The sequence below is a fragment of the Acinetobacter calcoaceticus genome (assembly GCF_051947995.1).
GTDB lineage: Bacteria > Pseudomonadota > Gammaproteobacteria > Pseudomonadales > Moraxellaceae > Acinetobacter.
The window spans coordinates 503698-527982 of sequence record NZ_JBLVVH010000001.1 but is presented as its reverse complement, the minus strand read 5'-3'; the positions used below and the strand labels follow the sequence as shown (position 1 = coordinate 527982).

Annotated in this window: 22 protein-coding genes; 18 read left to right on the top strand and 4 right to left on the bottom strand. The window is 43.7% G+C overall.

Annotated features, from left to right (window positions below; translation table 11 throughout):
• Positions 1 to 214 precede the first annotated feature (214 nt).
• Together ACNQO6_RS02535 and ACNQO6_RS02530 are read right to left on the bottom strand one after the other, a co-directional pair.
• Positions 215 to 574 (bottom strand): hypothetical protein, encoded by a 360-nt coding sequence (locus ACNQO6_RS02535; protein WP_440208002.1) that lies wholly within the window; start codon positions 572 to 574, stop codon positions 215 to 217.
• Positions 575 to 822: 248 nt separating this feature from the next.
• Positions 823 to 1527: an FMN-dependent NADH-azoreductase gene (locus ACNQO6_RS02530; protein WP_440208001.1), complete on the bottom strand. Its 705-nt coding sequence runs from the start codon at positions 1525 to 1527 to the stop codon at positions 823 to 825.
• 123 nt (positions 1528 to 1650) lie between these two features.
• Between ACNQO6_RS02530 and ACNQO6_RS02525 the strand changes: the two genes are divergently transcribed.
• Positions 1651 to 2502, top strand: a complete 852-nt coding sequence (locus ACNQO6_RS02525) for a LysR family transcriptional regulator (protein WP_440208000.1) — start codon at positions 1651 to 1653, stop codon at positions 2500 to 2502.
• A 69-nt stretch (positions 2503 to 2571) separates the two neighbouring features.
• Here the strand turns inward: ACNQO6_RS02525 and ACNQO6_RS02520 are convergent, their stop codons facing one another.
• Positions 2572 to 2964: a DUF4440 domain-containing protein gene (locus tag ACNQO6_RS02520; protein ID WP_262765233.1), complete on the bottom strand. Its 393-nt coding sequence runs from the start codon at positions 2962 to 2964 to the stop codon at positions 2572 to 2574.
• Positions 2965 to 3366: 402 nt separating this feature from the next.
• On the opposite strand from ACNQO6_RS02520, the gene ACNQO6_RS02515 reads away from it, so the two are divergent.
• From ACNQO6_RS02515 to ACNQO6_RS02500, 4 genes are all read left to right on the top strand, one after another.
• A complete protein-coding gene (locus tag ACNQO6_RS02515; RefSeq protein WP_199949258.1) occupies positions 3367 to 4710 on the top strand; it encodes a spinster family MFS transporter in 1344 nt (447 codons plus the stop codon).
• Positions 4711 to 4796: 86 nt separating this feature from the next.
• Positions 4797 to 5807, top strand: coding sequence for a helix-turn-helix domain-containing protein (locus ACNQO6_RS02510; protein ID WP_440207999.1), 1011 nt, complete (start codon positions 4797 to 4799; stop codon positions 5805 to 5807).
• 84 nt (positions 5808 to 5891) lie between these two features.
• Positions 5892 to 6998: an NAD/NADP octopine/nopaline dehydrogenase family protein gene (locus ACNQO6_RS02505; protein WP_440207998.1), complete on the top strand. Its 1107-nt coding sequence runs from the start codon at positions 5892 to 5894 to the stop codon at positions 6996 to 6998.
• Between the two features lies 1 nt (position 6999).
• On the top strand, positions 7000 to 7989 hold the full coding sequence (locus ACNQO6_RS02500) for a 3-hydroxybutyryl-CoA dehydrogenase (protein ID WP_440207997.1): 990 nt from the start codon (positions 7000 to 7002) through the stop codon (positions 7987 to 7989).
• A 57-nt stretch (positions 7990 to 8046) separates the two neighbouring features.
• Here the strand turns inward: ACNQO6_RS02500 and ACNQO6_RS02495 are convergent, their stop codons facing one another.
• Entirely contained in the window at positions 8047 to 8514 is a 468-nt protein-coding gene (locus ACNQO6_RS02495; protein ID WP_032873109.1) for a MarR family winged helix-turn-helix transcriptional regulator, read from the bottom strand.
• 148 nt (positions 8515 to 8662) lie between these two features.
• Between ACNQO6_RS02495 and ACNQO6_RS02490 the strand changes: the two genes are divergently transcribed.
• The 13 genes from ACNQO6_RS02490 to ACNQO6_RS02430 all read left to right on the top strand — a co-directional run bounded on the left by ACNQO6_RS02490 (position 8663) and on the right by ACNQO6_RS02430 (position 24241).
• Positions 8663 to 9775 carry an amidase gene (locus tag ACNQO6_RS02490; protein WP_440207996.1) on the top strand — a complete coding sequence of 371 codons (1113 nt, stop codon included), beginning with the start codon at positions 8663 to 8665 and terminating at the stop codon, positions 9773 to 9775.
• Positions 9776 to 9793: 18 nt separating this feature from the next.
• Positions 9794 to 10960 carry an acyl-CoA dehydrogenase family protein gene (locus ACNQO6_RS02485; RefSeq protein ID WP_440207995.1) on the top strand — a complete coding sequence of 389 codons (1167 nt, stop codon included), beginning with the start codon at positions 9794 to 9796 and terminating at the stop codon, positions 10958 to 10960.
• A gap of 41 nt (positions 10961 to 11001) precedes the next feature.
• A complete protein-coding gene (locus ACNQO6_RS02480) occupies positions 11002 to 11529 on the top strand; it encodes a nuclear transport factor 2 family protein (protein WP_440207994.1) in 528 nt (175 codons plus the stop codon).
• A 30-nt stretch (positions 11530 to 11559) separates the two neighbouring features.
• Positions 11560 to 12840 carry an aromatic ring-hydroxylating oxygenase subunit alpha gene (locus ACNQO6_RS02475; RefSeq protein WP_005229177.1) on the top strand — a complete coding sequence of 427 codons (1281 nt, stop codon included), beginning with the start codon at positions 11560 to 11562 and terminating at the stop codon, positions 12838 to 12840.
• 10 nt (positions 12841 to 12850) lie between these two features.
• Complete coding sequence (locus tag ACNQO6_RS02470) at positions 12851 to 13336, top strand: aromatic-ring-hydroxylating dioxygenase subunit beta (protein ID WP_440207993.1); 486 nt, start codon at positions 12851 to 12853, stop codon at positions 13334 to 13336.
• A 9-nt stretch (positions 13337 to 13345) separates the two neighbouring features.
• Positions 13346 to 14083, top strand: a complete 738-nt coding sequence (locus ACNQO6_RS02465) for an SDR family NAD(P)-dependent oxidoreductase (protein WP_032867720.1) — start codon at positions 13346 to 13348, stop codon at positions 14081 to 14083.
• Positions 14084 to 14117: 34 nt separating this feature from the next.
• Positions 14118 to 15071, top strand: coding sequence for a PDR/VanB family oxidoreductase (locus ACNQO6_RS02460; RefSeq protein WP_440207992.1), 954 nt, complete (start codon positions 14118 to 14120; stop codon positions 15069 to 15071).
• A gap of 66 nt (positions 15072 to 15137) precedes the next feature.
• Positions 15138 to 16097: a p-hydroxyphenylacetate 3-hydroxylase reductase component gene (locus ACNQO6_RS02455; RefSeq protein ID WP_440208071.1), complete on the top strand. Its 960-nt coding sequence runs from the start codon at positions 15138 to 15140 to the stop codon at positions 16095 to 16097.
• 143 nt (positions 16098 to 16240) lie between these two features.
• Positions 16241 to 17155, top strand: coding sequence for a transcriptional regulator FeaR (feaR, locus tag ACNQO6_RS02450; RefSeq protein WP_440207991.1), 915 nt, complete (start codon positions 16241 to 16243; stop codon positions 17153 to 17155).
• Between the two features lie 203 nt (positions 17156 to 17358).
• On the top strand, positions 17359 to 19674 hold the full coding sequence (gene tynA / locus ACNQO6_RS02445) for a primary-amine oxidase (RefSeq protein WP_440207990.1): 2316 nt from the start codon (positions 17359 to 17361) through the stop codon (positions 19672 to 19674).
• A gap of 143 nt (positions 19675 to 19817) precedes the next feature.
• Positions 19818 to 21035 (top strand): hypothetical protein, encoded by a 1218-nt coding sequence (locus ACNQO6_RS02440; RefSeq protein WP_440208070.1) that lies wholly within the window; start codon positions 19818 to 19820, stop codon positions 21033 to 21035.
• Between the two features lie 66 nt (positions 21036 to 21101).
• A complete protein-coding gene (locus ACNQO6_RS02435) occupies positions 21102 to 22709 on the top strand; it encodes a GMC family oxidoreductase (protein WP_440207989.1) in 1608 nt (535 codons plus the stop codon).
• A 44-nt stretch (positions 22710 to 22753) separates the two neighbouring features.
• Entirely contained in the window at positions 22754 to 24241 is a 1488-nt protein-coding gene (locus ACNQO6_RS02430) for an NAD-dependent phenylacetaldehyde dehydrogenase (RefSeq protein WP_440207988.1), read from the top strand.
• The last annotated feature ends 44 nt before the right edge of the window (positions 24242 to 24285 follow it).

Sequence of the window (24285 nt, the reverse complement as noted above, 5' to 3'; positions counted from 1 at the left end):
TTAATGAATGTCTATATCGTAATCCCATGTTCTTCCCCAAGAGCTTGGGATTTTTTTTATGTAAAAATAACCTAGTGATGAATCAGAAAGCACAGTGTGGATCAGGAGGGGGAGATAAAGGAAAAAGATGAGCAACTGTTGTCGAGTTGAATGAAAGCATCTGGAGAACTGGTCTAAACACGTATCCTCCAAATGGGTTCACTGGTATGAGATATTATTTTTTTTGCTTAAAACGGTATTTGCATTTCAGACAGCGATAGTCCTGAAAAATATTCTTATCGACCATGACACCTGCCTTTTTCCCGAACATATTGCCAATCACGCCCCCAGTGATCCCTGCACTGATCGCACCGACAAAAGTACCGACCGTACCGCCAACAATTACACCTAAGGGACCAGCAACCGTACCAATTGCTGCACCGATGGATGCACCACCTGCAGCACCACCGACCGTACCTGCTGTCGTTCCTGCGGCTGTCAGTAACACACCACCTGTAGTTTTCAGTAATTTGTCATGATTACGTGTTTCCACTTCGCTGGAACCACATTTCGGGCATAGTATAGGTTTGTCCATAAAACTATCCTGTTTTCTCTATTGATAACGACATTCAGTGTATTGAGCAATTGCCGATAGCACTGGGTCAGGCTCAATTCTAGCTGATCGCTGCAATAAGTATTTATAGTTCATGTAAATACTTTTACCCTTATCCTAACTCCCGAGATTTGACGCTTTTAAGCTCACTGCAGAACTGCGGAAGAATAAGGTGAGAGAGGAGTCCTTATTCTTCAGTAAAAATCATAGGCTATGCAACCTAAGCCAGATTAGCTCAGGCCTGCAGCGTTGGCTGCGATCGTTAGCTCTAATTCCTGACCCAGCTCGAGCGCAAGCTGTTCGGCTTTGGCATAAGCATTTGCGATAGACTGACGATGACGATCATCCGCAAATTCTTGATATTCGGAGGCGATTTCATAAATTTTGTCGACCCCCAAATATTTGCTGACGGTATGCAGATGGGGCACCAGATGGCTCATCTGTGCTCTGATTCCACCTTGTTCAAAACCAAACTCACCACTTGAGGTGATAATCAGTAAGGTTTTACCAGACAAGATGGGCTGCAAAGGAAAGTCACCCCGTGCAAGATCAAAATCAAAGGTCTTGTTCACTCGGGCAATTTGGTCAAACCAGGCTTTGAGTTGAGCTGGCATGCCATAGTTATACATCGGTGATGAAATAATGATGAGATCAGCAGCGACAATTTCAGCAATCAACTGATCAGAAAGCTGGAGTATGTCATGTTGTTGCACCGTTCTATTTTGTTCTGGGGTAAATGCAGCTCCCATCCACTCCTGAGTAATAAAAGGCGGTGGATTGATACCGACATCACGATAGATATATTCATCTATGGCATATCTTGTTTTCCAGGTCTGGATAAAGTGATGGGCAATATTCTTTGAAATAGAATTATGGTCCGGGTTGGGATTGCTGGCCGCACGGATACTGGCATCGATATGTAAAATGGTACTCATGTGATCGGACTCTACTGCGTTCAAGATGACACCATTCTGGAATGATACAGAGCACTAGACAAACGAATAAATCACAGCTATAGATGAGTTTAGTTCATCTATGTTTTTCAATGGGAGTGATTCATGCAAGTTTCTTTACAGGCATTAAAAGCATTTGAGTCAGCCGCGCGTTTAGGTAGCTTTAAACTGGCCGCTGAGGAACTTTCACTGACACCGACAGCTATTTCACATCATGTTGCCAAGCTTGAGTATCGGTTAAGCGTTGATTTATTCCATCGCGAAGTCAGAAAAATTGTACTCACCGAAGTTGGTGCAAAATTCGCGGAACGGATTTCAGCAGGATTTAGAAGTATTGAGGAGGCAGTAGAGCAGATCACTCTGGCAAGTCAGGTGGTGAACGTGACCACGACTTCATCTTTAGCGGCTCTGCTTTTAATACCAGCCCTGCATGAATTTTCTTTGATTCACCCCGAGGTTTCTGTAGAGGTTTCAACAGGGGAGAGCTTGGACAATCAACTTTATTATTTGCCCGTACGTTTGGGCAATATTGCGTCTGTGCCTGCCTCAGAGATTATTCGCTACGAAACATTTAATCTGTTCGGCCGAGCACAGCTTGATCTGCTTACTGCTGGCGATGAACCGATGCTGATTTTTACCACGACGTGGAAAAACAAGGCATTGGCTGCGCCACCTTTGGAGGAATGGTGTGCGCTAAATGGCATAGCGTCGTCAAATATTATCGTGAAAACTTTTGATCAGGAGCTGTTTGGTATTCATGAAGCACTGGCTGGCAATGGATTTGTGTTTGCCTCTACCACCTTAATGAACCGATTGCTGAAACTGAACCAGCTCCAGCAATACCAGACCAAACCCATCCAGTCCGAACTATGTTATTACATCCCAAATAAAGAAAAAGTGAGCAATCGTAAGACACGCGATCTGATGGATTGGCTGGAACAAAAATTAAATGAATGATTTCGGTTCAACCTCCATATTTGATGATTGCTCATCAATGATTGTGTTTAAACCCGTCACAGTCTGAATTCAGGGCAAGAAGGTTTCTTGTAAATAGCTCCACAACATTTTGCCATCAATTTCTTCAATCAATGCACAAGAACGGCGGATTAGAATGCCTGAATCTTTGGTATGTTTTTCGGTGTAGGTCAGTACGATTGCATCAGGTTTTTGCATCAGGATCTGTTCATCATAGATTTCAATCTGGATATCTGGCATCTTGCCCTGATTGTTGGCAAATAGGCCTTTCACTTGTTCGAAAGAAATACGTTTACCGGCGGCACCGACCATTTCAAAATGATCCGCAAAATAGTCGATCAGTTGGGGAAGGTCTTGTTCTGATTGTTTGCCGCTAAAAATTTTTTCGATCAAGACGTGCATGCTATGGATGCTTTCGATTGCCTGTTCTTTACTAAGTGCCATGTTCATTTCCATTGAAAATTGATTATCTCATGTTATTTTAAAACAAAAATAAATGTAAAATTCAATATCATTTTAAAATAAATTTAGATTCCCTCTCTTGGGGCTGACTCTACATTTAACCTTTTTCTTTAAAGAACAGCTATTTTTTTCAGTCGCTTAGCAGTATTTGAACTGGTTTTAAATCCTGATTTTACCTTCAAATGAACAATATTGCGTGCTGAATGGGTAAAAAAGGTATAACTTTATACCTAAAATATTATGGAAAATTCCATGTAAAAATAATAATTATAGGAGGGAGAAATCAACCTTATTGAAGCTGAGCCAGAAAAGGAGATGAATTCTGGTGATTACATCCTTCAATAAGCAGACACATGAGAACAATGACATGGACAAGGAAGCAAAATGGATACGCACTCAACCGAGCCAGCACGTGCTCACTCAAATCTATACGCCTGGTATGTGGTACTACTGTGCATGCTGGCCTATATCTTTTCATTTATCGACCGGCAAATATTGGCGCTGATGATCGAGCCAATCAAGGCCGATCTGGGGCTTTCCGATACCCAGTTCAGTCTACTCCATGGTTTGGCCTTTTCATTGTTTTATGCCTTCATGGGCTTGCCGCTGGCCTATCTGGCGGACCGGTTTTCACGTCCAAAAATTATTGCCATCGGAGTGGTGTTCTGGAGTATTGCGACCGCATTTTGTGGCCTGAGCAAGAATTTTATCCAACTGTTTTTAAGTCGTATGGGCGTGGGTGTCGGCGAGGCTGCTTTGTCACCCGCAGCTTATTCGATGTTTAGCGATATGTTTAGCAAGGACAAGCTGGGCCGTGCGGTAGCGGTGTATTCGATCGGTTCCTTTGTCGGTGGTGGTATTGCTTTTCTGGTCGGTGGCTATGTGATTGGCTTGCTGAAAAATATGGACAGCATCATGGTTCCGGTGTTTGGTGCACTCAAGGCTTGGCAAGCGGCATTTATTATTGTGGGACTTCCCGGGGTATTTATCGGTTTACTGGTATTGTTGACGGTGAGAGAGCCGCAGCGTAAAGGCCAGCGATTAAATGCGCAGGGGCAGGTTGAAAAGACCAGCATGAAAGATGCATTTAAGTTTATCAAAAAGCATGGGCGTACCTTCAAATGTCATTATTTAGGTTTTACTTTCTATGCAATGGCGTTGTATTGCCTGATCAGTTGGTCACCCGCATTTTATATGCGTAAGTTTGGATTAACCCCGACTGAAGCAGGTTATATGCTGGGGAGTGTGCTATTGGTGGCCAATATTCTAGGCGTATTTTGTGCGGGCTGGCTAAATGACTGGTTTATTCAGAAGGGTCGTAAGGATGCCCCGATGATTACGGGTGTGATTGGGATTGTTGGTTTAGTGATCCCGATCATGGTGTTTACGCAAGTGAATGAGTTATGGCTATCGGTGGTGTTTCTGGTGCCTGCAATGTTCTTTGCTTCATTCCCGATGCCGATTTCTACTACAGCCATGCAAATGCTGGCGCCAAACCAGTTACGTGCACAAATCTCGGCAGTATTCTTGTTGATCAGTAATCTGGTTGCGGTCGGCATTGGTACCACATTGGTGGCATTGATAACCGATAAAGTGTTTGAAAATCCATTGATGGTTGGCACGTCCTTGTCGATTGTCGGGACGATTTCTTGTGTATTGGCCTTTATTTTATTGAAAAAAGGCTGTCAGGCATTTAGCGACAGTATGCAGCAGGAACATGCTTCTTGATCTGACCCAAGTGCAAGCACAAAGCTCATTCTTTTGTAATGGGCTTTGTGCTTTGCTGGCGAAACCCATAACAAGGGAGTGAAGTGATGCACGCGACATTTAAACTGGATCATTTGCATTATCTGGATGAGTTTTTATTATTTCAGTCCAGTGATTACCAGACCATTAAAGATCAAATTAGTCATTATCTCTGTCCGCATCGTTTTGATGTTGAGACCCAACAGCCGCTAAACACGCGCCTGAATGGTTTTAGTTTTGGTAATGGGGCACTGTATGATCTGAAATATAGTGCACCGGTCGTCATCTGTATTGATGACAGTTCGAGTTTTTACCTGTTCAGGATCACACTGGAAGGGCAATGTCAGGTCGGGGGCACAAATCAGCAACTGCTACAATCCGCAGGCATTATGTCGGTGACTCATCCGCATACCCGACAGCAGATTGTGACCAATCAGCATTGCCGCAATATTATTTTAAAATTATCCAAACAGGAGATCGAAACCCAGCTGTTTAAAATGCTGGGCCATACTTGTCAGGCGCCCGTCTGCTTCGATAGTGGTCTGTCCTGTACCGCAGAAGGGATAAGTGCCATTGTTGAAACGCTGAATTATCTCTGTCATGCCTATCATAATATCCAGAACTGGAGCTTTATCTCAGCCAGTTTTACCCAATACCTGATCGAGCTGATTTTGCTTAAAATTCCCAATAATTATAGTGAGCAGCTGAATGCACAGCGTCAGCAGCTTGTGCCAGGCTATATCAAAAAAGCGCAGCAGTATATTCAGGACAATCTGCATCAAGCGATTTCGCTAGCGACGCTGAGTCAATATTGTGAGGTGTCGATCCGAAGCCTACAAAAGGGTTTTAGCCAATATCTACAGCAGACACCCGTCGAATATATTCGTGAGCAACGTCTGGAACGGGTACATTCCGCTTTACAGCAAGCCGTGGAGCATCAAACTGTGACCGATATTTTACTGGATCATGGCATTCAGAGTTTTGGGCATTTTTCTACCTTGTATAAAAAGCGCTTCGGCTGTCTGCCTTCACATACCTTAAAAATGACTCCTGTACAACTCAGTGAAATGCGTTCGTAAATGGAATAATCACTGCGCATTCGGATAAGCCGGTTTAGGCTGACCGTTCTATGCTGAATGACAAATCAATCAGCAGGAACGCACATGAAAATTACAGTACTCGGTGGTGGACACGGATGTTATGCCGCAGCAGCAGAGATGGCAGAAAAAGGTCATGAGGTGGTGTTATGGCGCCGTGACCGTGAGGCTTTGCAACAGCTGGCAGCAACCGGTGAACTCAAGATTAAAGATTATCAGGGCGATCGTAGTGTCACGGTTGGTTTTGAGCGGAGTCAGATTAGTCTGACCGATGATTTACAACACGCCATCCAGCATGCCGAACTGATTATTATTCCTTTACCCGCAACCACACATCTGGATTTGGCTCAGCAGACCGCGCCGTTCTTTCAAGCGGGTCAGGTGGTGTATTTACCGCCTGCAACCTTCGGTACTTTTATTTTTGCCAAAGCCATGCGTGAGGCAGGTAACACGGCTCAAGTGGCCTTTGCCGAAACCGGCACCTTACCGTATCTGGTACGTAAGCACGGCGTCAACCAGATTGTGGTGAGTGGCTATGCGACCCGTTTACCAACGGGGGTATTCCCAAGCAGCTTGTCCGAGCATGCATTCCAAATTTTGAAACAGGCCTATCCAAGTGTTGAGCCGATCGAAGACAGTCTCAGCGGTGCCTTGATGAATGCCGGGCCGATTATTCATCCACCGTTGATTTTGATGAATGCGGGGCCACTGGAACATTTCGAGGCTTGGGATATCCATAACGAAGGGACACAACCGTCGATTCGCCGTGTCACCAATCAGCTCGATGCCGAACGGATGCAAGTGCGGGAAGCACTTGGCTATGCTGCACCGCATTTTCCGCTGGCTGATCACTACAATAAAGCGGGTGAAGGTGATGAATGGATGTATGGCCGTGGCGCGCATGGAAAATTGACGGATAGCGGGGACTGGCGTGAGGACATCAACTTACAGACACATCGTTACATGCTGGAAGATACGCGTTTAGGTTTGTCTTTTCTGGTTTCAGTGGGACGTTGGGCGGGTGTCGCAACACCTGTGGCAGAAGGGCTACTGAATATTGCGTCTGCGGTCACAGGCAAGGATTTATATCAGGACGGACGGACGTTTGAGAATCTGGGACTCGCCGATAAAAGCAAGGCTGAGTTGCAAGCGACTTTGCAGCAAGGAGTATGATATGACATCGATTCAACAGGTTGCTGTACTTGGCGCTGGGCGCATGGGCAAAGCCATTGCAATTGCCTTTGCCTATGCGGGATTAAATGTGGCTTTAATCGATGCCCGACAACGTACCGAGGCTGAGTTTGAGCAATATCAGGCTCAAATCCGAACTGACTTAAAACAAGAATTGCAGTTGCTGGAACGTATCCAGTTTATTCAATCTGAACAAAGCCTCTTTATTCTGGATCAGATTCAGATTTTAAGTCGCTCAGCTTCAGTATCCGTCTTAGCATACTGTGATCTGGTGATGGAAGCTGTACCCGAGCTCAGGCAAGCTAAAGAAGATATTTTTACTTGGCTGGATCAATATATTACACCGACTTGTATTGTTGCATCGACCACGTCAACCTTTCTGGTCACTGATATTGCGCAAATGATTTCTCATCCAGAACGGGTGGTGAATGCGCATTGGCTTAATCCTGCCTATCTGGTTCCGCTGGTTGAATTAAGCCATTCCGAGCAAACTTCTGACAGGGTCGTTACACAACTGAAAAGCTTTCTACAGCTGATCGGCAAAGTACCTGTGGTGTGTCATGCCAGAGCTGGCTATATCGTGCCACGGATTCAGGCCTTAGCCATGAACGAAGCGGCGCGAATGGTGGAAGAAGGCATGGCTTCGGCAGAAGATATCGATATCGCGATTCGGACCGGTTTTGGTTTGCGTTTTTCTGTATTGGGCTTGCTGGAGTTTATTGACTGGGGAGGTGGCGACATTCTGTATTACGCTTCCCAATATTTGGAAAAAGAGCTTGGTGAGCGTTATCGCACGCCTGAAATTATTGCCGAGAATATGCGACAGCAACGCAATGGTCTACGTGAACAGCAAGGCTTTTATGATTATCAGCAGGTCGATATTGCGGCCTATAAGCAACAGGTTTTACATACTTTTGTAGACCGGATTGCCGCAAATCAGCTGAAACCACCGTTTAATATTTTAAATCCGTAGTCGGCCTAGTTGGAACTTTTGCCCATCTCTGTAGCGACATGGGCTTTTGTTGTTGCCTTAACTTGAAGGCATCAGATCAAATAGCTTTTTTAATTGACCGTTGAGCTGGTGCAATTCAGCATCGTCAAAGGCATTCAGAATCCCGGAGAGAGTGACCTGACTGATCTGGTTAATTTGTTCAACCATTTCTTTTCCTTTATCGGTCAGTTTCACCATCGAAATCCGTTCATCTGATTCAGATGAAAACACCTGCACAATACCATCTTCTACCAGTCGGTAAACGGCTTTGGTTGCCGTGGTCAGCTTGAGGGTAGAGAGGTTGGCAATCTCGGTAATACTGGCTTGTTCAAGTGCATTGGTGCTTAAAATGATTTTACGACGGGTATTATCGATTCCTAATTTTTTAATTGATTTTTCAATAAGTTGTGTGTATTTACCATTCACCTGCGAGATCCAGAAAAAAGGATAGCTTTGTAAGCTGCTCGGTTCATTGTTGGGTAGAAATTGTTCTAAATGCGTAAGCATAGCCAAGTCATTACTTTTATAAAAATGGACATTCAGCATTATACAAAAATTAGAAACATTTTCTTGATTCTTCGTATCGAAAAATACTTGACAATTACATTACTTTTTCCGATATTTGTATTAAGTATAAAAATACATGGAAAAGTGAATGAATATTATTGTACAAGAGGTACAAAAAGGTACAGGCGCTTTGAAAGTGATGGTCAAGGATTCCATCGATATTCAAGGCATGCAGACCATGGCAGGCAGTCGAGCTTTAATGCAAAGCCAAGCCGCACCTGCCAATGCTGAAGTAGTGGATCGTATTCTGGCTGCTGATTGTCAAATTACCGCGAAAACCAATTTGCATGAACTGGCGTTTGGCATCACAGGGATTAACCATACTTTTGGTACGGCGATTAATCCGAAATATCCTGAACTGATTCCGGGTGGTTCTTCGAGTGGCTCTGCGGCAGCGATTGCGGCTGGTCTGGCAGATTTCAGCTTGGGTACAGACACCGGTGGTTCCATTCGTATGCCAGCAGCGTGTTGCGGTGTGTATGGTTTAAAACCCACCTTTGGCCGTGTCAGCCGTGCTGGCGTACATCCTGCAAGCAGTTCACTAGATTGTGTTGGCCCTTTTGCAAACTCAGTTGAAATGCTTGAAAGCGCCATGCAAATCATTGATCCCACTTTTCATGCACAGGCTGAATTAGCACAGGCACCGAAACTGGCGTGGCTCAATGTCGATGCTGATTCAGCCGTGATTGAAACGATCCAGCAATATCTAACCCCAGCCAATTTGACAGTGTCAACTGTAACGGTGGAAGGCTTTGCAGCGGCCTTTGATGCGGGCATGCAGATTATTAATTATGAAAACTGGCAGGCTTACGGTGGCTTGACCCAAACAGGCTTGCTGGGTGCTGACGTCAATGGACGTTTGCTGAAAGCAGCTGACACCACATTGGCCCAAGTCAAACAGGCAGAACAGGTTAAAGCAGATTTTACCGCTGAGATTGATGCTTTGCTGACCCAATACGATGCCTTGATTTTACCGACTTTACCGCAGCTACCGCCTAAGGTTGCTGATGCTGAGAATACCGTGGCTTTTCTAAACCTTACGGGGCTGGTTCGACCATTTAATCTTTCTGGGCATCCTGCGATTTCAGTACCACTGGAAACTGAACAAGGTCTGCCAGTGGGTTTGCAAATTGTGGCGAAACGGAATGCGGATGAATGTTTGTGTGCGATTGCGAAATATATCGTGAAAGCTGCGCAATAAATGACAAGGAATTAGGGAATGAATCATTTAGCGACAAAGGAATGTGTAATGGATAGCAATACAACGCAATTAGATGCCTTATGTCAGGAAATTCGTGAACGTGCCTGCACAGGGGAGTTCGATAATCAGGCCTATGTCAGTCAGGACATTATCGAAAAACTCAAACAGATTGGGGTGTATCGTGCTTTGGTTCCAAAACGGTTTGGCGGCAATGAATGGTCTCCAAAACAGTTTTGTGAATTGATCGAACAATTGTCTAAGGCCGATGGCTCAGTTGGTTGGGTCGCCAGTTTTGGTATGAGTCCTGCCTATTTGGGCAGTTTGCCAGAAGCAACGCTTGAGCAGTTGTATAAAGATAGCCCTGATATTGTGTTTGCTGGTGGCATTTTCCCACCACAACCCGCTGAAATTACTGATGATGGCGTGGTGGTGAGTGGACGCTGGAAATTTTCCAGTGGCTGTATGGGGGCGGATATTGTCGGGGTCGGGATCTCTCCACAAAAGGACAACGAAGCCCAAGGTCTACCGCGTATGGCGGTGATGCCAGCCAATAAAGCACACATTGATATGACGTGGGACACCGTTGGTCTAAAAGGCACAGGCAGTCATGATCTGGTCGTCAAAGATGTGCTGGTGGCGAAAGAGTGGACCTTTGTCCGTGGCGAACCTTCAAAACTGCCTGAACCATTTTTTAAATATCCATCTTTATCTTTAGCCACTCAGGTCTTAACCGTAGTCGGGATTGGTGTGGCAGCCGCAGCGATCGAAGAATTTCAAAAACTTGCGCCAGGCAAGTCTTCAATTACTGGCGGTGCTGAAATTGCCAGCCGACCTGTAACCCAATATGAATTTGCTCAAGCCGAAGCTGAGTTTAAGGCTGCACGCGTCTGGTTCTACGACACCATGCAAATCGTCTGGAATGAAGTTGTCGCAGGACGTACCCCAAGCGCAGAACAAATTAGCGATATGCGTTTGTCATGTACTCATGTGGCCCGTGTCTGTGCCCGTGTCACGCGCAAAATCCAGATGCTGGCAGGCATGACCGCCATTTATACCCATAACCCGTTTAGCCGCTTTGTCAATGACACCAATGTGGTGACGCAGCATGCCTTTATGGGCGATGCCACTTTACAGAATGCAGGTTTGGTCAGCTTTGGCATGAAACCAGCACCTGGTTATTTATAAGCCGGATTGAATTAAAGAGTGTGATGGCAAGGATCAATGAGATGAATACGCAAGTGGATTTAACGGTTTTGTTACAACGTCTACAACAGCTTGAAGCCCAAAATGCGATTCGTAACTGCATTAACCGTTATATGGAAATTTGTGATGCCTTGAATGCCGATACCGACCTGAATGAATTGATGGATTTATTTGATCAGGACAGCATTTGGGAAGGCAGAGGCGAAAAATATGCCCAGTCTTTTGGTCGTTACGCTTCATGGCAAGCCATTTATGACATGTTCAAAAGCTATACCCAACAGCAGTCGCATTTTGTCATGAATGCGCATTTTGTCAGCTCAGAGCAAATCTATATCGAAGCAGATCAGGCCAATGCCAGCTGGTTGATGTTGCAAACCTCAACCTTCCGTGATGGGCGTAGCCATTTAAATGCCGCCAAGCTTACGGTGCAATTTAAACAGCAACGTGATGGTCGCTGGAAGATCAAACATTTTCAGACTGAAAACATTTTTAGTCGCCCTGTATCTCACTGGGACAGTACAGCCGCATTGCCAGTACCGTCGCAGCAATAACCAATGGATAGACCGAAAAGGATCGTGGATATGAACAGCAATATTATTCCAATGCAGAATATTGAGATGGATTACAGTAGCTTGGTGCAAAGTGATCGTGCGCATACCTCATTGTATAAAGACGAAAAAATCTTTGAAGATGAGATGGAAAAGATTTATTACAGTACTTGGGTGTGGGTGGCACATGCCAGTGAAATTCCTGATGCAGGCAGTTATAAGACCATCAATATTGGCAAGCAACCTGTGGTGGTGGTGCGTGATCGTAAGAAAAAAGTCCATGTCTTACTAAACCGCTGTCGCCATCGTGCTGCAACCGTGTGCGAACATAAAAAAGGTAAAACCAACAGTTTTGTTTGTCCATATCATGGCTGGAGCTATGCGCTAGACGGTTCATTACGTGGCGTGCCTTCTCCTGAAAGTTATGGCGAATGTCTGGATAAATCTGAATTTCCATTAATCAGCCTGCGTGTTGAAGAATACAACGGCATGATTTTCGCCACCTTTAAACAGGATATTGAACCATTAGAAGATTTCCTCGGCGCTGCGAAAAAATGGATCGACCTGTTTATGAAACAAGGTGCAGGTTATCCGATCAAGGTGTTGGGTGAGCATCGTTTCCGTTTCCCGGGGAACTGGAAAATTCAGTTGGAAAATACGACCGATGCTTACCACTTCCCATTGGTGCACAAGTCATTCCTCAGTTCAGTCGATGAAAAAACTGAAGAACTGTTTAACTTTGAAAATCAGCCCGGCTATGTCGAAGACCTCGGCAATGGTCACAGTGTGATGGTGATGATTCCTGAACTGGTTGACCTGGATGAAGAATTAATGGAACGTCCGATTCAGGAACGTTTTGAAGACCTGGCTCAAGCCTTGCGTGATGAAGGGCATGAAGAACTGGAAGTACGCCGTATTGTCCGCGCGGTGGGTGGTTCCGGATTTAACTTGAACATCTTCCCGAATATTGCCTGCTCAATGGCATTCTTCCGAGTGATGCAACCGATTTCGGTGAATGAAACTGAAATTCACCATTCCGTGATTACCATGGATGGTGGTCCACAAATTGCCAATCAGTATCGTTTACGTTTGCACGAACATTTCCAGGGCCCATTTGGATTTGGTACGCCAGATGATTCAGAAGCATGGGAGCGTGTACAACATGGTGCCAATGCGGGGAATGATTTATGGATCATGCTGAATCGCGGTCTGCCTGGTGAAGTCAAAACTGAAGATGGCTTAAAGAGCGATGTCAGTGCTGAAACAGGGATGCGTGCTGCTTATCAGCAGTGGAAAAAGTTGATGACGGCTTAAGGAGAGCGCCATGAAAATCGATCTAAATTTACTCAATGAAGTGACTGCATTTGTCTGGGCCGAAGCCGATATGCTGGACCATTCTGAACATGATACTTGGCTGGACCTGTGGAATGAAAAAGGCGTGTATATCATTCCGATTGATCCCAAACTGACTGATTATGAAAATAATCTGAACTATGCCTATGACGATCATCACATGCGTAAATTACGCGTTGCCCGTCTGGAAAATGGTGAGGCGATTTCAGCTTCGCCAAAAGCCAATACGGTACGTAGTGTGTCACGCGTTCGTATTCTCAAAGATGAAGATGGCGAAATTGTCTTACGTTGCGCACAAAACTTGCGTGAGTTCCGCAAAGAAAATCTGAAACATTATAGCGCTGACGTGACTTTCCATCTGGTTCGTGATGCGGAACAAGGCTTTAAGATCAATCGTAAAATTATCAATTTAGTGAACTCGACCGATAGCTTGGCGGGTATCAGTTACATTCTCTAGGAGCAAAAAATGAAACAGGTTGTTTTAGTCACAGGTGCCGCTTCAGGTTTAGGGAATGTCATTGCCGAATATTTTGCAGCGCAAGGGCATCAGGTGATCCTGTCTGCCAGTACTTTAGAGAAAGCAGAGCAAGCCAAAGCGCGTAGTCCACATGCAGAGAATCTGTTCCCGCTGAAACTGGATATCTCGGTTGAAGCCGATTTTCATGCTGCCGTGCAGTGGATTCAGCAGACATTCTCAAAACTGGATGTGTTAATCAACAATGCCACCATGACCAAAGCAACGCCTGTTTTAGACATTAGCGCGGCGGATTTTGACATGATCACGCAAGTGAATCAGCGTGGCACGTTCCAGTCTTGCCAGATCATCGGCAAATATATGGCAGCGCAAGGTTATGGTCGTATCGTCAATATGGCATCTCTGGCTGGACAAAATGGCGGTACGGCCACTGGTGCGCATTATGCAGCCACCAAAGGTGCCATTATCACCCTGACCAAAATCTTTGCCAAAGAGTTTGCAGCCAAAGGGGTGACGGTGAATGCGATTGCGCCTGGACCGATGGAATCACCGATTGTGCATAGCGTGGTCTCTGACGAAAAAATGGAACAGTTCATCCAGAATATCCCGGTCAAGGCACTCGGCAGCATGGCGTTTATTGCCGAGACTTGTGCTTTATTGGCCAGTCCAAGTGCAGCCTTCGTGACTGGGGCGACATGGGATATTAACGGTGGATTATTTATGCGTTAAGCCTTGGGCGAGATGCATATCAGGGAGAGAAATCATGACGAAACTGTATAACGTGGTGGTAAAAAACCGTCATGTCGAAGGTGGGAATGTTGCAGTCATGGAGTTTGAATCTGCAAATTCGAGCCTATTACCCAAAATTGAAGCAGGAGCGCATATTGATGTGCACCTCCCGAATGGCATGGTGCGTCAGTACTCATTATGCCAAAACCCGAATGATGTCGGTAAGTTCCGACTCGGCATTCTACGTGATCCAGAATCACGTGGTGGTTCAGTGTCGGCCTTTGATGATTTAAAGGATGGCATGCAGATTCAGGTCAGTGAACCGAAAAACCTGTTTCCTTTAGTGAAATCCAAACATGCGGTACTGATCGGTGGCGGTATCGGGATTACTCCCCTGATTACTATGGCCTATCAATTGGCACAGGAAGGCACTTCTTTTGAATTGCATTACTGTGGTGCAAGCCCTGAACGCTGTGCTTTTGTCGATGAAATTAAACATGGCATCCTGGCACCGTTTACGACCTTTCATTTTAAATCGGAAGGGGCCAGCCACCGTGAGTTTTTCCAATCCGCCATTCAAGACATTGATAAAGATAGCCATATCTATACCTGTGGCCCGAATGGATTTATGGATTGGGTGATCAATTTAGCCCTGATGCAGAATTTTCCCGAACAGCAAATCCATAAGGAATATTTTCAGGTTGAAGTTGAAACAGGTGGCGATGCATTTGAAGTCGTGGCGCAACAAAGTGGCAAGATCATTATGGTCAATGCAGAAGAAACCATTTTGCAGGCGTTGGCGCGTGAAGGCATCGAGATTGAAATGTCATGTGAACAAGGCGTTTGCGGTACCTGTATGTGCGATGTGATCGAAGGTGAACCTGATCATCGTGACGTGTATTTTACCGATGAAGAAAAAGCCAGTAATGAGCAGATATTGGTGTGCTGTTCACGTTCTAAGTCAGCACGATTGGTACTGGATATTTAAGCGATTTAATCAGGATAAATCGGTAGTAAATATCGGCCAGAAACAGGATAAAAGATTCAGGAGAGAATAATGAATTCACTAAAATCAATGGATGAAATCACAATAGATCCAATGCGATTCAGACGTGCTTTGGGGAATTTTGCCACAGGTGTCACCATTATGACCGCGCAAAATGATCAGGGTGAAAAGGTAGGGGTGACGGCTAATAGTTTTAATTCAGTGTCTTTAGATCCGGCGCTAATTTTATGGAGTATTGATAAGAACTCGTCCAGCTTCCCTGTATTTGAACAGGCTTCACATTTTGCAGTGAATATTTTATCGGGCTCGCAGATCGAGTTATCCAATAAATTTTCACGTCGTAATATCGATAAATATGAAGGCACCAGTTATCAGACTGGGGCAGGTCAGGCTCCGATTCTGGATCACTGTTCTGCGGTGTTTGAATGTGAGCGTCATGACATTATTGAAGGTGGTGATCACTGGATTATTATTGGCAAAGTGGTGCGTTTCCGTGATGAAGGACGTAGTCCACTGGTTTATCATCAAGGCGCTTACTCGGGTGTGATTCCTCATCCGTTACTCCAGTTAAAAGAGACGGTTGAAGCTGAAGACATTGGTGAAATGCATCAGGGCCATTTATATAGCAATGTTTGCTATCTGATGAGCCGTGCATTCAAGTTTTATCAGACCGATTATATTCCCAAGCAACTGGTAACTGGCTTCCGCACCAGCGAAGCACGTTTATTATTGGTGCTGGGTAGCGGGACTGCGTCGAATAAGGCAGATCTGCCACGTGATATTGCCATGCCGATGCGAGAAGTGGAGCAGGCTGCATCGATTTTGCAAAAAGATGGTTTGTTGATTGAGAGCGACGGATTTTTTAAACTGACCGAAAAAGGCAAAAAAACTGCACACTATCTATTTGATATTGCAGATAGCCATCAAAATGAGGTGTTTGAAAAATATTCAGATGAGCAAAAAGATATTTTTATTACCATGTTAAGAGACTTTGCTGGTGTAGCATAAGCAGGATGAGGCTGATAAGTTGAACTGATTTATCAGCTTTCTTATATCAACTCTCTAAGCAATCAATAAAAAGAATGTGCAAGGACGTATATTTGACAGAAAAATTTAAAGTGTGAATACCGTAGCAACAAGGACGTGAGCGGATGAACCAATATGTAAGTGATGCACTGTTAAGCTGGACGCATCATATTAAAAATGTGTGTGGTAATTTTGAAACGGATTTTGATGGTACCCGTAATTTATTCATTGGTGAGGTGCAATGTTTTTTATTAGGCGATACCGAGATTGCCTTCATTAAAAATAACGCCAATAAAATTGTCCGAAAGGCGGATGAAATCGATCGGGTCAATAATCGCTTCTGTTTTTTGATTTTGCAGAATTCGGGCAAAATGCTGCTCGAGTATAAAAATGAAACCTTAACCCTGAATGAAGGCGATATCGTTTTACTTGATCCCGTTGAAACCATTTCGATGTTTCCCCAGGGTTTGGTCAGTCAAATTTCGGTGCATTTGTCGCGGGAAAAGTTACTGAATGAGGGGATTAGTTCGGAATATTTTGGCAAACTCATTACCCAAAATATGAGCGGATTTTTACTCAAGAATATTCTGAAAAATATGTCGCCTGAAAATATTAATCTCTGGTATGCGACTGAGGATGGCAATGCCTTTGAAGATGCGCTGATTGCCCTAATCAAGCCGACCATTAATTATAAAAATATGAATCATGTCGATAATCTTTTAGAAAAAGCGGAGCGCTATATTATAGAAAACTTAGCCAAACCCGATCTTTCTCCCAAGCTCATTGCCGCACATATTGGGGTCTCGCTACGGCATCTTTATCGATTATTTGTGCAGGAAAACCTATCGATTAACAAATATATACAGCTCAAACGTTTGGAAAGAGTCAAAACAGATCTGCTGGATAAAAGAAATAAACAAAGTTCGATTACCCAACTTGCCTTGAAATGGGGCTTTTGGGATGGCGCGCATTTCTCCAAAATCTTTAAAAAAACCTACGGCATCTCTCCGAAAGAATTTAGAGAAACGATGTTGGCTTAAGCATTTTTGATGTCATTTTTAGACAAGTTCTAGGTCATTCCTGAACAAGCTAGACCGGTGCAACTGTGTTGAAATTAAATCAATAAGAGAAGGTTCGAACGATCGAAGAAAACCAAAATCGTAGATTGATCTTACCTGTTTCACACATCGGAAAGTGCATTTTAACGATCCTTAAAAGATCGTTCAGGGATAGACAGAAAAGGATGAAGATGATGCTTAAACAACAGTTATTTAAAGATATACAAAAAATACTGGCACTTAACCTATCCATCGCTGCGAGCTGTTGGGGCTTAACTACGCAGGCTTATGCGCATGGTGGGCATGCTGAAATGGTACCGCTTTATCAAAATATGAGTGAGCAGGGCGCCAAAGTCGTTAAAGATGATTTTACCAATAGCTATACCATCACCAAAGGTTCCATGCAGGTCAGAGCCAAACCTAATTCAGATCAGGTCTTGGTGAATGGAAAACCATTAAAACTGAGTGTCCCGTTACTCATTAAAGATGGCAAACCCGTTATTGGGAAAGACTTTTTCAATGAAGTGTTCCAGTCAGGTTTAGATCAAACTTTTAAAATTGAAAATACCTTTCATCCACTGAATAGCCTCAATACAGATGAAATCAAAAAGACTTTTGATGTGATTAATCGCTCAAAGTACGCCTATAAAAATATGCGTTTTGCCGAGTTAAAACTGAAAGAGCCAGAAAAGGCTAAAGTCTGGGATTTCTTTATCAATCATAAAGAATATAAAGATGACCGTGTGGCGTCGTTCATTTTATTGAAAGGCAATCAGGCGATTGAAGGTGAAGTGAATCTGAATACACAGCAAGTCACGAAATGGAATGTCCTTAAAGATACGCACGGTATGGTGTTATTGGATAACTTTGAGACGGTTCAGCGTGTGATTGAGGCCAGCAAAGAATATCAGGAGGCTTTACGTAAACGTGGCATCACCGATGTCAAGAAAGTGATTACCAATCCATTAACCGTTGGCTATTTTGGCGGTAAAGATGGCTTGGATAAACAGCTGAATGTTTTAAAAGTGGTGTCTTATCTGGATACGGGCGACGGTAACTATTGGGCGCACCCGATTGAAAATCTGGTCGCTGTGGTGGATCTGGATAAAGAAAAAATTATTAAAATCGAAGAAGGGGCAATGATTCCTGTGCCAATGGTAGATCGTCCTTATGCGACTAAAAATACCAGACCGCCAAAGATTAAGCCATTGAACATCAGTGAACCCGAAGGCAAGAACTTTACCATTACCGGACAAACCGTACATTGGGGCAACTGGTGTTTCCATGTCGCACTAGACTCTCGTGTGGGTCTGCAACTTTCAACCGTGACCTATAAAGATAAAGGTGTAAAACGCAAGGTCATGTATGAAGGTAATCTGGGCGGGATGGTGGTTCCTTATGGTGACCCAGATATGGGATGGTACTTTAAATCTTATCTAGACTCAGGCGAGTATGGGATGGGAACACTCACATCAGCCATTCAACTGGGGACTGATGCACCAGAAAATGCAGTTTTACTAGATGCGGTCATTGCTGACTATAAAGGCCAGCCACAAGTGATTCCAAATGCCATCGCTATTTTTGAGCGCTATGCAGGGCCTGAATATAAACATCAGGAAATTTTTGGTGATCAGGATGCCAGCGAAGCGCGCCGTGAACTCGTGGTACGCTGGATTAGTACGGTGGGTAATTACGATTATATGTTTGACTGGGTCTTTGCCCAAAATGGTGTAATTGGAATCAATGCGGGTGCGACAGGAATTGAAGCGGTTAAAGGTGTTAAAGCCCGTACCATGCATGACAGTACCGCCAAAGAAGATACCAAATATGGCACTCTGATTGACCATAATATCGTTGGAACAACCCATCAACACATCTATAACTTCCGCTTAGATATGGATGTAGATGGGGAAAACAACAGCTTTATGCATATGGATCCTGTGGTAAAGGCCAATGATCGAGGCGGTGTGCGTACAAGTACGATGCAAATTGACAGTAAAGTGATTAGCAATGAGCAAAATGCGGCTGAAAAATTTGATCCGTCTACCATTCGTTTACTCACGAATTTCAACAAGGAAAATAAATTAGGCAATCCGGTTTCCTATCAATTGATTCCTTTTGCTGGTGGAACACATCCCGTGGCGAAGGGTGCCAATTTTGCCCCAGATGAATGGCTATTCAAACGCCTCAACTTTATGGATAAGCAGATTTGGGTAACGCAATATAAGCCTGAGGAACGTTATCCTGAGGGTAAATATTCGAATCGTTCGACTCATGACACAGGTTTAGGCCAATTCATTAGCAACAATGACAATATTGAAAACAAAGACCTCGTGGTCTGGATGACGACAGGCACCACCCATGTGGCGCGCGCTGAAGAATGGCCGATCATGCCGACAGAGTGGGTTTATACCTTGATCAAACCGTGGAATTTCTTTGATAGTACCCCGACATTGAATTTGGGTGAAGAAGAGCAAAATACGCAGCACGACCATCACTAAAAGTGCAGATCAGCTAGAAAGGGTAATTTGAGGTTACCCCGAGCTGAGTGTCCAGCAGTCCGCTGACAAAAAAGGAATTTTGTATGAAAAATTTATTTTCTCAAGTTATGAGAGGGACTCTCTTTGTCTCATTTTTTTCAACTGTGCATGCAAGTGAGCTTGAAATTAAACCGATTTTTGAGGCAACTTTCGGTGCTTTTAGCAGTGCTAAAAGCTATAACGGTGAAAATCTAGAGGATGAACGAATCAATTGGCAAGAAGGCCATCTTAAATATGGTGCTAAAGGACAATATACATTTAATAACAACCAGCTCTATGCAAGCTTGAGCGGGATTAGCTCGGCAACCTTTGGGGATGGTGACGCAGGCCAAAATAGTAATGGTAAAGAGCGTAAAACCGATGTAAATGAATGGGTGATTGGCTTTAAAGATGGTACCCATAAAGATGAGTTAACGACCTATGATTTAAGTATCGGTCGACAAAATATCATGATTGGTGATGGTTTTTTTATTGCAGGTGATGCATTAAACCTCGGTAAAGTGCCTGCGGATGGGGCACTGGATCGAGGTGGGGCCTATTATCTGGCAGCCCGTCGAAGCTTTGATTTTACCAGTTTGCTTCAGTACAAACCGCAACAAGATATAACGCTAAAGCTGGCTTATTTAAAATCGGACAATAAAGCACAATTTTCACCTGAACTGTTTGTGACGGATCTGATCTATCAACTCAAAGATAAAGGCATTGGTTTTACTTATTTAGATGTCTTGGACCTTGATGATGCCGAACACATTTCAGGACGTCAGGATCTTAAGAATTATGCCTTACGCTTGAATTATCAAGTCTTGCCTGAACTGCAACTGAAGTCTGAATGGGTGGTTCAGGATAAACAGGACAGCACGGAAAATGCAGGCTATCTGGGGCTAAACTATAACTTCTTATCTACAAAATATACGCCGTCGCTAGGCTACCGTTTTAGCCATTTTTCGGATCAGTACGACCCCATGTTTTACGGCAATACGGTTGGATTTGGAACATGGTTTCAGGGAGAAGTTGCTGGAAACTATGCTGGTCCATTTAATAAAAATGCAGATATTCACCAAGTTTCTTACAGTATGAATCTAAAAGAAAATTTTATGCTGGGTGCTTTGGCCTATAAGTTTCAAACCGTAAATAAGTCTTTAGGCAATGTCGATGGGCATGAGCTGGATGTGTTTTCGGTTTGGTCGGTCAATCAAAAATTCAATGTTATTCCTTTAATCGGCCTCTATAAACCGAAACACGATATTCATAATAGCGGCACTCAAAACTACGATGACAAAACCAATGTGTATGCGCAGTTGATCTTGCAATACATCTATTAAATAAGATTGAAGCAGATCATATGTATTGACGGTACATTGATAGAAATAAGTTGAGGATGAAATCAGATGACTAAACAATATGACTACATCGTGATTGGTGCAGGCTCGGCAGGTTGTGTGGTTGCAACACGTTTATTACAAGCCAATGCAGGCTCGGTACTGGTATTAGAAGCGGGAGAAAAAGATAGCAGTCTATTCCATACCATCCCTGCGACAGTGGTTAAGGTATTCCAGCAAAAATCATGGCAATACATGACTGTTCCGCAGAAATATTGTAATCATCGTGAAATGATCCTTGCACAAGGAAAAGTGTTGGGAGGTGGAAGCTCGGTCAATGGCATGATCTATTGCCGAGGTCAACGTCAGGATTATGATTTATGGGCCTCGGAATGGGGATGCAATCATTGGTCTTATCAACATGTGCTGCCTTTTTTTAAGAAAGCAGAAAAAAATGAAAGTCTTGCTGATGAATATCATGGACAAGATGGCATTTTACCTGTCAGTGAAAACCGCTATCGCCATCCATTGACGCTTGCTTGTATTAAAGCAGGTCAACAAATGGGGATGAATTACGTCAATGATATTAATGGCTGGGATCAGGCGGGTGTAGGGTTTTATCAAACGACTACTCAAAACGGTTCTCGGGCCAGTACCTCAAAAACTTATTTAAAGTCAGTCGAAAACCACCCAGACCTTACGGTTATTACGGATGCTTTAGTTCATAAAATTGAAACTCAAGGGGATCAGGTGACTGGGGTGACTTATAGTATTGGCGGAAAATCACCGATTACGGTACAGGCTCAAAAAGAAGTCATTCTGAGTGCTGGTGCTATTGGCAGTCCTAAGGTTTTATTACTTTCGGGAATTGGTCCAAAACAGCACTTGGATGAACTTGGAATCGAATGTGTTCGTGACTTACCTGTGGGTGAAAATTTTCACGACCATTTGCATATGTCGGTTAATGCGACAGTAACAACCCATAATAGTCTGCTCGGTGAAGACCAAGGTTTAACCGCAGTACGACACTTTTTACAGTGGTGTTTTACCCGTTCAGGATTGTTAACCACCAATATTTTAGAGGGTGGTGGTTTTATTGACACCAACAACAACGGTCGACCTGATGTCCAATTTCATTTTTTACCTGTACTGGATAATTTCGATAATACCCCAGGTGAAAAAGCAGTTGCTCAGGCACATGGCCTCACTATTAAAGTCGGACATATACAGCCAAAAGCACGTGGGACTTTACGTTTAAGCAGTAAAGATCCAAAAGATTTACCTGTCATTGACCCTAATTATTTAGGTCATCAAGAAGATATTGATGCCAATATCCGTGCGGTACAGGCCGGACTTCGCCTATTACAACAGCCCGCATTGAAAGCGATTGTCAAAGAAGTGATTGAGCCTGAAAATCTCGATCCTGATGATATTGAAGGGATTGATACTTGGATGCGCCAGAACATTAAAACGGTTTATCACCCCGCAGGTAGCTGCAAAATGGGCAATGCTCCGCAAGATTCGGTCACAGATCAGAGCCTTAAAGTTCATGGTTTTAAAAATTTACGTGTCGTTGACTGTTCGATTTGTCCACAAGTTCCTAGCGGTAATACCAACGCGATTGCCATCATGATTGGTGAGCGCGGTGCAGACTTTATTTTGAATCAGGTCGCCTAGTTGCTGTCATAACAAAATTTTAGAAATGAAAAGAGGAAAAGAACATGAGTGAAGTTCAGGTTTTAGCAAGCGTACAGCAATTTATGGCACGTCAACATGGACATTTTATTGATGGAAAATCAGTTGCTGCTGAGCATTTAGATAAAGTGGATATTGTGAATCCATCGACTGAACAAGTGATTGCCCAAATTAGTATAGGCAGTCAACACGATGTCGCAAATGCGGTCGAAAGTGCTGAACATGCTTTTCATAATGCTTGGGCTGAAACGACACCATATGAACGTGGGGTTAAATTGAACAAGCTCGCCGATTTAATTGAGCAATATGGTGAAGAACTTGCACAGCTCGAGTCGTTATCTAGCGGAAAACTTATCAATATTTCTCGTCATCTTGAGGTCGCACAATCTGTTATTTTCTTAAGATATTTTGCTGGGTGGGCCACCAAAATCAATGGTCAAACCATGCAGCCCTCTATCCCGTCTATGCAAGGTGAACAATATACGGCCTTTACTTTAAGACAACCGATTGGTGTGGTTGCAGGAATTGTGCCCTGGAATTTTTCACTGATGATTGGTGTGTGGAAAATAGGCTCAGCATTAACCACAGGTTGTACCATTGTGCTTAAACCAAGTGAGTTTGCCAGCTTATCTTTATTACGTTTAGCTGAACTTGCCATCGAGGCCGGTATTCCGGCTGGTGTGATTAATGTGGTGACAGGTAAGGGTGATACAGGACAATATTTAATTGAATCGCCACTGGTTAAGAAAGTCTCATTTACAGGTTCAGTCCCAACAGGTATTGCGATTGGTAAACTTGCGATGAGTAGTGATTTAACCCGTGTCAGTCTGGAGTTGGGTGGTAAAAATGCGATAGCCATCTTGGCTGATGCAAATATTGATGAGATTTTACCGACTTTGTTGCAAGCAACTTTTGTACATCAAGGTCAGGTTTGTGCATCCCCAGAGCGTTTTTTTGTCCACCGTACAAAACATGATGAACTGGTCGAGAAACTCTCTAAAGCACTTTCTAGTTTAAAAATTGGATCGGCGATGGATGAGGGGAGTATGTTTGGCCCACTTGCTAACCAGCCACATTTTCATAAAGTAAAACATTATTTAGATATGGCAAAAGCCAATGACCAGATTATTGCGGGTGGTGAAGCTTTAGACCAGACCGGATATTTTGTACAGCCGACTTTAATTTCCTTCAAAAATACCGCTGATCCTTTATTTTCAGAAGAAACCTTTGGCCCAGTGGTTGGTGTAATGCCATTCGAAACTGAGGAAGAGCTTATTCAGTTGATGAATCAGTCGCGTTTTGGCTTAACCGCAAGTATCTGGACCAATGACTTATCTAAAGCTTTGCGGTTAATTCCTAAAATTGAAGCAGGAACTCTATGGGTCAATATGCATACGTTCTTGGATCCTTCCGTTCCATTTGGCGGGGTGAAAGCTTCGGGAATTGGTCGAGAATTTTCAGATGCATTTATTGAAGATTACACCGAATTAAAATCGGTGATGATTCGCTATTAACTGAAAACGAGGTTTGTCATTAAATAACAAACCTCGTTTTTAAG